Here is a 6,667-nt window from a genome sequence, read left to right on the forward strand (position 1 = left end):
GCGCCACACGCGGCGAGGGGGCAGGGCACGGAGGGCCGGAGGCAGATCCACGCGGCCCCTCGCCATGGAGGCGGCCGTAAAGGCCGACGAGGCCATGCACGCGTTGGGCCTTGAGCTGGTGCGGGATGACGGAGGCGAGCCCATCACGCGGTTCGTGCTGCGCGTCAGTGGAAACTTCGCACGCTTCAGGCAGTACTGACCAAGTCGGCTTGTCATGGGCCGGTCCAGCCCTACCTCAGGGTCAGGATGCAGAGCGAATGGCCCTCGTCGGGGTCCCCGACATATGTCCAGAGTTTCAGTGTCCTGCCGTCTCTCAGGGCCTCGTAGGTGGAACTCACGCCATCGGCTTCGAACGACACCGTGACGCTGCTCTGCCCCTCCCGGTCATCCTCGTCCCAGGTTCCCGATCCCGACCGGGGTTCGTTCTCCGGCCCGTAGGCCGAGATGTCGTAATCACCGCAGACATCATCGGCGGTGAACGTTCCATCCGGCTTCAGCTCTAGTCTGCCGCCCGCGCCGTCGCCCCACATGGTGGCTGTCTGCGATCGGGGCAACTCGGCCGACTCACCGTCAGGGACTGGCGGGAAGGCGAACCTGCCACATGCCGCGAGGGCGAACGCGACGGGAAGGAGGACCAGGACTGCCCGACAGGAACGCAACTCACGCCACCCCAACACCTTCGGCGGGACACACGAACGACCCGGGTTCGACCAGTCGTCGAGCACGCGTCATCCTGGCAGGATTATTGAACATGTTCAACTTCTCTGCGCGGCTGTGCACGTGAACGTGTGGCGCTCGGGACCGGACGTGAACGTGTGGTGCTGGGGACCGGACTGGAGAAAGCCGCGGGTCTTCTCTGCGGCAGCGGCCGGGCTGTTCGCCGGGCTGCCCGCCAGTCCGGAGATCGCCAGCCGACGTGCCCCTCCCGTGCCCGTTCGGTCGGGAAGCAGCGGGGAAATCGGTTGGGGCCGTGGCGTGTCCATGCGAAAGGATGCGCGCATGATGCGACCCGCGCGTGCGCTGCTCCCCCTTCTCCTGCTGCCAGTTCTCCTCACAGGATGCGACGCGGACAAGAACGGCGGAACGGCCGCCGACAGCGCCGACCTCGACGCCGCCGCGCGCGTCTGGGGCGTCGCGCCGGAACTCGTCTATGTCACCAGGGTCTCCGGCTACACCGTGTTCCAGCAGTCGGTCGGCGAGTACGACGACGAGTTCGTCGCCGCGTACCGGTCCGAGAAGCGTGCCACCAAGTTCGGCCTCTTCGTAGGTCGCGGCACGCTGACCGCGGAGAGCTGCCCCAAACAGCCGCTGGGCGAGGTGTCGGACAGGCAGGTCACCTGTGAGCGCGACGGCGACGCCTGGTACCGCAAGGCAGGTGGCAGCCACGAATACGCGGTGCCCGACGACGGCGTGGTGATTCATCTGATCGCCGACGCGGACAAGGTCGACCGCGCCATTTTGCGTAGGGCGGCCGAGGCGGTCCACCGCCCGGACGACACCGAATTGGCCGCACTCCTGCCGACCACCGACGGCGCGGACACCTGAGGGGACGGCACGAAGTCGACTGCCGGCCCACTTCGTGACCGGTCCCGCGGCAAGCGCGGACACGAAAGGATCAGCACCTCTCATGCCACCACCACCCCACCACCACAGTGGGAAAGCGTGTTGCTGCCGATCTGTGGCTGATGAGCCCGGAACAACGCATGCCGAGGGGTCTAGATTTAAAGCGTGGACGATGAAGCGATCATCATCAGGCTCACACGCGATCAGGCGTTCGTGCTGTCGGACTGGCTCTACCAAGCGATGTTCCGGTCCGACGACCTTGAGGGAATCGTGCGCGATCGAGCCGTCTGGTCGCCGATCTACGCGATCTCGGGAGCGCTGGACACGACGCTGAGCGAGATCTTCCTGCCCGACTATGGCCCGCGGCTCGAAGCAGCAAAGCAGCGCCTCCGCACCGGCCTCTACGGCGAAGGCGACGAGTCGACGTCCCCTACCGAGGGCAGCTGACACGTCGCTCGACACCTGCACACCAGCAAGGGACCTCGGTAAGCGGCCGAGCCTCTTACCCACGCACGGGAAGCATGCGAGAGAAACCGCAGGTCAGAGCGCCTCCTTCGAGGGCGTGACAGTCTCCCCCGCCTTACGCACCACCGGCAGGACACTCCAGGGAAAGTTGATCCAGTCGTCGGTGCGCTTCCAGACGTACTCGCACTTCACGAGCGACTGCGACTTCTCGTAGATGACGGCGCTGCGCACCTCGGCGACGGTGTCCAGGCAGAAGTCGCGGACGAGTTTGAGCGTCTTGCCCGTGTCGGCGACGTCGTCGGTGATGAGGACCTTCTTGTCCGAGAAGTCGATGACGTTGGGGACGGGCGCGAGCATGACGGGCATCTCGAGCGTGGTCCCCACCCCGGTGTAGAACTCCACGTTCACCAGGTGGATGTTCTTGCAGTCGAGGGCGTAGGCGAGCCCACCGGCGACGAAGACACCGCCGCGGGCGATGCTCAGCACGACGTCGGGTACGTAGCCGTCGTCGGCGATGGTCTGCGCGAGCTCGCGGACTGCGGTCCCGAACTGCTCGTAGGCCAGGTTCTCCCGTGCCACGTCCACGTCGCTCACGCCGCCGCTCACACCTGGGACCGGTGGAAGTTGAGGAAGGACCGGGAGGCCGTCGGCCCGCGCTGGCCTTGGTACCTGGACCCGTACCGCTCGCTGCCGTACGGGGACTCGGCCGGCGAGGTGAGCCGGAACATGCACAGCTGGCCGATCTTCATGCCGGGCCAGAGCTTGATCGGGAGGGTGGCGAGGTTGGACAGCTCGAGCGTCACATGCCCGGAGAAGCCGGGGTCGATGAACCCGGCGGTGGAGTGGGTGACCAGTCCGAGCCGGCCCAGAGAACTCTTCCCCTCGAGCCGCGAGGCGAGATCGTCGGGGAGCGTGATGACCTCGTAGGTACTCGCGAGCACGAACTCCCCCGGATGGAGGATGAACGGCTCGTCGCCCTCGGGCTCCACGAGCCGGGTCAGATCGGCCTGCTCGACGGAGGGATCGATGTGCGGGTACCTGTGGTTCTCGAACACCCGGAAGTATCGGTCAAGCCGTACATCGATGCTCGACGGCTGCACCATGGATTCGTCGTAGGGGGCGATCCGCACTCGTCCGGCGTCGATCTCGGCCCGGATGTCCTTGTCTGAGAGAAGCACGTCCCGAGGATACGCAAGGCGCGCGGAGCCATCACCATCGGACGACTCCGCGCGCCAGGCCGCCGGCGCCTACAGCGCCCGAGCTCCTCCTACGACTGCCGCTCCCGCTGCCTCTACCGCTTTCTCGAGAGTCACCGGTACGACGCTCCGCAACCGGGTACAACGAGGACACCGGACGAGCCGCCCGGGACCGAGCCGCTCGGCCTGCTGCATCGGGAACGAAGCGGTGCTGAACACGTGCCCATCGGCACAACGGACGACGGTGCGCTCCATCAAGTCCATGAGTCCCTTCCCCAAGAGCCCTGTCCGGCTGCTACCCACCGGACAACGAAAGCCACATTACGGGACGATCAGGACGACCCTCCAGGCGGCACTCCGACCCCGCCCGGCCCCTCTTCCACCCCTCCACCGTACGCCCCAACTCCCGCCCCCCGCAGCCGGATCCCTCCCCGGAAGCGCACCCGGACCCCGAGGCTTCATCGCCCGGGGCCTGGCATGAGGTAGAGTGACGGAGCGTTCCGACACCGGTCTGACCGGCGTCTTTCGCGGGTGTAGTTTAATGGTAGAACATCAGCTTCCCAAGCTGAGAGCGCGAGTTCGATTCTCGTCACCCGCTCCAACACGAACCCCCAGGTCTTGGACCCGGGGGTTGTTTTGTTGTCTGGACCGGTGTGCGGGGCGCGCACCACATCCGCACCACAAGGGCGCGGCTAGTGCCGCGACCGGGTGGCGATCACGGTGGCGGCCGTGCCCGCCGTTCCGTACAGCGTGTACAGCAGGCCCTGACCCAGGAGGTCGCCGCGCTTCACCTCCTGGGCGTACTTGAGCTGGTCGTACGTGGCCGTACCGGTCGAATCGCCGCCGCGGACGCTGTAGTCGAGCGCGCAGGTATAGCCCTGCCGCATGGGGCCGGGGTGGTCCTCGCCGTCCTCGCCCAGCTGGAGTCCCGGGCAGTCCGGGACGCCGTGGGCCGCCCCGGCCCTCAGCAGGGTGATCACCCCCCACGCCAGCGGGACCAGGAAAAATGCGATGAACACTCCGCGTAACCTCATTGCGGCACCCTATTGCCGTGACCGGAAACGTTCACCGGCTCGCGACGCCCGGCACGGCACTAGCCCGTGGGCCTCTCGTTGTGGTGCGCGGGGTACTCCGGTTCGGCGACGCGGACGCGGATCACCAGGTTGTCGAGGTCGATGTCCGGAGTCCCGCACGGAACGTCCCGATCCGGCAGCGACTTGCGATCCGGATACCGGAAGCGGGAAGCGCCTTTCACGCTGCGGCAGCAGGGGCCCGGGCGATCCCGCAACTCATCCGACTCGATCCATGGTGACCGCCCCATTCCTGGCGGAAGGCCCAACTCCCGGCTCCGACGCGATCATCGGCGCGGATCCGCCCCCGTGCGTCGGCCGTTGTCAGGGGGTACCTGGTGGGACGCGGGCCCGGGGGTGGGCATGGTGCCTTTCCGCCCTGCCGGGAGCATGACCCGGTGCTTCGAGCGGGGTGCGCCGCCGGGCCCGCCTTGCACCGGTACGGTCCCGGGGTCTGTTGCTCGTTCGGGTACCGGCCGGCTGCTGTCCGTCCGCTGCGCCGCGCGTCGGCAGAGATGGGGAAGGAAGGTGTAGAAGCGGTCAGGAAGGAACACGGCGTCCGCGACGATCATCGCGCCGGAGAAGAGAGGCAGCCCCATGAGCACGGCGATGCCGATGTGCATGCCCAGCAGCATGGCGAGGACGGGGTACTTGAGCCTGCCGAAGAGCACGAACGGGAATGCCACCTGCAGGAGCACGGTCATGTAGCCGGCAACGGCGACCACGAGCGTGTGCTCGTCCACGAAGTGGGAGAAGGCGGGCCAGGGCCGGAAGAGCTCGAGGTTCAGGACGTAGTGCAGCGCCGTGCCGCCGCCCCAGGAAGCTCCCTGGACCTTGTACAGGCCCGCTGATCCGTAGAGGAAGCAGACCTGTACCGCGATGACGAACATGCCGCAGTTGTGCACCACAGTGATCAAAGTGGTTCGGGCATCGCGGAGTTGATGCGAGAAGGGGCTCCTCGTCGGTTCCGGTACGTCGCCCGCCCGGACCGACTTCAGCCGGTCTCTGCGCGCGTCCAGGGACCAGCGCCGGCCGCACGCGGTGAGGACGAGGTAGAGGGACATCAGCAGGACCAGGTTGTCGCCCCCGTCCGTCATGAAGATCGCCCGGCTGTGGAACGAGGTCACGACGACCGCGAAGAGGACCGACAGGACACGGGTACGCCAGCCCAGCAGGAACAGCGCGGCCGTGACCAGTGCCAGCACATAGCAGAGCTCGAAGTAGGCGCGGCTGTCGGACAGGACCAGAACGCTGAACCAGCCCGTCTGTTCGAAAAGCTGTTGTGCCAGGGCGGGCGTCCACGCGGAACCCGGACCCCAGATCTCGTCACGGTGCGGGAACTCGCGCAGCAGAAAGATCAGGTAGAGCAGTCCGTAGCCGATGCGCAGCACCGACACCCCGTACAGGGACACCGGGCGGCCGGTCAGGAGATCCCAGACGGCGGTGATCCGGTCGGCGAGCCGCCGGCCGACGCCGGCGGACGCGGTCCTCTGCGCCTCATTTTCCATGGCGGGTCACCTTCCACCAGGGCAGGAGCCGGTTCTCGACCGGCGTCGGCGGGCGATTGCCGACGGCGGGGCCGGGCACGGGGATGGGCAGTGTGACGACGCGGAGCTGGATGAAGTCGAAGGTGCCGTCCTGGCGGGCCGCGGCGCGGTCCGCGGCGATGTTGCTCAGGTACTTCTGCATCATCAGGGCGCGTTCCGTGCGGGCCTTGTCGTCTCCTCCGTGCGAGTCGACGTAGCCGGCCCAGGCACGGCGCAACATGTTCTGTGCCGTGTGGCTCGGGAACGGATCATGCACGACTGCGGAACGGTCCACGGCGGTCAGGTCGAACCAGGGACTCACCCGAACCGATCCGCTGGATCCGGTGTGTGCGGTTCTCGCCAGAATCTGCCGGTTGACGGATTCAGGGTCCGGGGCGAAAAGCCGCCAATTCTGTTCGAAGAAGGGGTACACCCATGCATTGATCAGCGGGCTGTATCTCTTGGAGACGGTGTTGGCCGGCGCCACGTGGAGGAACACCAAAATCACGTGGACGAAACTCGCCGCCAGGCACAAAGCCACGGCGGTGCACAGGCCTGCTTTCAGTACACGGCCACCTCTCGGCAGCGCGGGAGTCGCGGCCATTGCGTCAGAACATTCCCGCGTGGCCGGACCGGAGTCGGACTGCTGGATTTCGTCCATGTCCGCTGAGTCGATTCCGCTCGACACCGCCTACCTGTCTTTCTCTATCAGCTGCTCGCGCCTGGCTTTCTCGCTGACTGCCACCGACGGGGCGCGGGGGGCGCGGTGAGGAATAACCCGCGCCCCGGCAACACGGGGGGGGGCCCGCCCCCGTGCGCGGCCGAGACCCCCGAGTGCGGGGGGTGG

8 protein-coding genes, 1 tRNA gene and 1 pseudogene are annotated in these 6,667 nt (G+C 67.1%); 3 read left to right on the forward strand and 7 right to left on the reverse strand.

Going from position 1 to position 6,667, the window contains the following annotated elements:
* Nucleotides 1-230: 230 nt before the first annotated feature.
* Nucleotides 231-725 carry a hypothetical protein gene (locus tag ACFWBB_RS27880; protein ID WP_385277785.1) on the reverse strand — a complete coding sequence of 165 codons (495 nt, stop codon included), beginning with the start codon at nt 723-725 and terminating at the stop codon, nt 231-233.
* Nucleotides 726-999: 274 nt separating this feature from the next.
* Here ACFWBB_RS27880 and ACFWBB_RS27885 point away from each other — a divergent pair, with 274 nt between their 5' ends.
* Together ACFWBB_RS27885 and ACFWBB_RS27890 are read left to right on the forward strand one after the other, a co-directional pair.
* Nucleotides 1,000-1,545, forward strand: coding sequence for a hypothetical protein (locus tag ACFWBB_RS27885; protein ID WP_385277787.1), 546 nt, complete (start codon nt 1,000-1,002; stop codon nt 1,543-1,545).
* 183 nt (nt 1,546-1,728) lie between these two features.
* Nucleotides 1,729-2,010, forward strand: coding sequence for a hypothetical protein (locus tag ACFWBB_RS27890; protein WP_385277789.1), 282 nt, complete (start codon nt 1,729-1,731; stop codon nt 2,008-2,010).
* Between the two features lie 93 nt (nt 2,011-2,103).
* Here the strand turns inward: ACFWBB_RS27890 and ACFWBB_RS27895 are convergent, their stop codons facing one another.
* Together ACFWBB_RS27895 and dcd are read right to left on the reverse strand one after the other, a co-directional pair.
* A complete protein-coding gene (locus ACFWBB_RS27895; protein ID WP_385277791.1) occupies nt 2,104-2,622 on the reverse strand; it encodes a phosphoribosyltransferase in 519 nt (172 codons plus the stop codon).
* A gap of 8 nt (nt 2,623-2,630) precedes the next feature.
* Nucleotides 2,631-3,206, reverse strand: a complete 576-nt coding sequence (gene dcd / locus ACFWBB_RS27900; RefSeq protein ID WP_385277793.1) for a dCTP deaminase — start codon at nt 3,204-3,206, stop codon at nt 2,631-2,633.
* 545 nt (nt 3,207-3,751) lie between these two features.
* On the opposite strand from dcd, the gene ACFWBB_RS27905 reads away from it, so the two are divergent.
* Nucleotides 3,752-3,825, forward strand: a tRNA-Gly gene (locus ACFWBB_RS27905).
* Between the two features lie 91 nt (nt 3,826-3,916).
* On the opposite strand, the gene ACFWBB_RS27910 is transcribed toward ACFWBB_RS27905, so the two are convergent.
* From ACFWBB_RS27910 to ACFWBB_RS27925, 4 genes and pseudogenes are all read right to left on the reverse strand, one after another.
* Complete coding sequence (locus tag ACFWBB_RS27910; protein ID WP_385277795.1) at nt 3,917-4,243, reverse strand: hypothetical protein; 327 nt, start codon at nt 4,241-4,243, stop codon at nt 3,917-3,919.
* Nucleotides 4,244-4,410: 167 nt separating this feature from the next.
* Nucleotides 4,411-4,545, reverse strand: a pseudogene (locus ACFWBB_RS27915) (IS5/IS1182 family transposase); the annotation flags it as partial.
* A 36-nt stretch (nt 4,546-4,581) separates the two neighbouring features.
* Nucleotides 4,582-5,802, reverse strand: a complete 1,221-nt coding sequence (locus ACFWBB_RS27920; protein ID WP_385277797.1) for an HTTM domain-containing protein — start codon at nt 5,800-5,802, stop codon at nt 4,582-4,584.
* Nucleotides 5,792-6,481, reverse strand: a complete 690-nt coding sequence (locus tag ACFWBB_RS27925; RefSeq protein ID WP_385277799.1) for a DUF5819 family protein — start codon at nt 6,479-6,481, stop codon at nt 5,792-5,794. Before ACFWBB_RS27925 ends, ACFWBB_RS27920 begins: the two co-directional genes overlap by 11 nt.
* Between the last annotated feature and the right edge of the window lie 186 nt (nt 6,482-6,667).

Origin of the sequence: Streptomyces sp. NPDC060000 (genome assembly GCF_042737375.1) — a bacterium.
Taxonomy (GTDB): Bacteria; Actinomycetota; Actinomycetes; order Streptomycetales; family Streptomycetaceae; genus Streptomyces.

Coding starts and splice junctions, on each gene's coding strand:
- ACFWBB_RS27920 (WP_385277797.1), bottom strand. CDS start 5,802: ATGGAAAATGAGGCGCAGAGGACCGCGTCCGCCGGCGTCGGCCGGCGG.
- ACFWBB_RS27885 (WP_385277787.1), top strand. CDS start 1,000: ATGATGCGACCCGCGCGTGCGCTGCTCCCCCTTCTCCTGCTGCCAGTT.
- ACFWBB_RS27925 (WP_385277799.1), bottom strand. CDS start 6,481: ATGGACGAAATCCAGCAGTCCGACTCCGGTCCGGCCACGCGGGAATGT.